Below are 1372 nucleotides of genomic sequence, written 5' to 3' on the forward strand. Positions count from 1 at the left end.
TGGTGGTGTATCGGGTTCAGCTACGATTGGTTCGGCGGCCAATGACGGTAACTTCGGCGGTATTCTGCAACAAGGTCAGGGCAACGTGGCTCTCCTGGAACAGAACAACAACAGCCGTCGCAACGGGTCGGAAATCTATCAGAATGGATCTCAATTATCCGCAACCGTTAATCAAAGCAACGGGTCGGTCAACAACGATGCGTTCATCTTTCAAGGCTTTAGCGGCCAGAATATAGCGGGTACTGCTGCTACAAACGCTGTCGCTACCATCAATCAGGGCAGAGCGAACGCGGGCGACGTAAGCTTTAGCAATTACGGTAGTATTGCCGAGTCAATCTCGAACGTCGCAACTATAACTCAGATAGCTAGTAACGTAACGGCTACAATCAATCAAGGTGCCACTGATAATGTCGATGGAGACGGAGCAATTTCGGCAGGTCGTTCAGAGGCAGGTACTGCCAGCATCCTCCAATCGGCAGTTAACAATACAGCTGCAATTAGACAAGGGGTTGAATCGGGCGAAGCACTTGGAAGTACAGCGGCTATTGTTCAAACGAATGTTGATAACACGGCTGAGATTGTTCAGGGTGCCCTATTTTTAGGCAGCGATAACGGAAGTACTGCGGGTATAACCCAGGCAGGGCAAAGTAGCGCGGCTGTAATTGCCCAAGGTTTTAACGGACAGAGTGATGGGGACCAGGCAACCATTAATCAGGGTAGCTCAACATTGAACGGAACCGCTAATATTTATCAGGGATTTGGCGGAGGTTCTTACTCGTCGGGAGACGTAGCCGCGATTAACCAGAATGGTCAGAACAATTTTGCGCAGGTAGTGCAGAACAGCGCGACTGGCCAAAATGGGCAAAGTAATGGCAGGGACAATACGGCAACTATTAATCAGGCTGTTGGCGTGACAAACAGTAGTGCTTTGATTGACCAGGGCCGCACAAGTTTAGCTACCAACGAAGTTGTTCAAACCAATCGCAATACAGCCACAATTGACCAGACCACGGGCAATAACCTGAATGCACGCATCAGCCAAGGTAAATCTACGGTTGAAGATGCAGCTGGTAACACTATCGCCTTAACTGACGTTGGCGGACAAGCCTTTACCATTGGGCTTTTATCTAACGATAACACGGGTAGCATCACTCAGTCAGGCGGTGTAGGTCACAATGCAGTTGTTGCTCAGCAAGGCCGCTTTAATACCGGTACTATCAATCAATCAGCCGGTTCAGGTTCGTTTGGCTTAATCATCCAGTCGTCGGGTTCGATCCGGGGTCAGGCAGTGATCAACCAAAGCTCGACGGGTAGCGGTAACCAGGCGACCATCCTGCAGTTCACCGGCTCTAACGCCGATGGATTGGATGGC

The 1372-nt window shown here is 50.2% G+C and carries 1 protein-coding gene; it reads left to right on the plus strand.

All coding sequences use genetic code 11. From position 1 onward, the window contains the following. A partial coding sequence (locus tag ACYVBJ_RS20855) for a beta strand repeat-containing protein (RefSeq protein ID WP_460984242.1) occupies positions 1-1372 on the plus strand: 1372 nt, incomplete at both ends.

This window comes from Spirosoma fluminis (assembly GCF_054778895.1).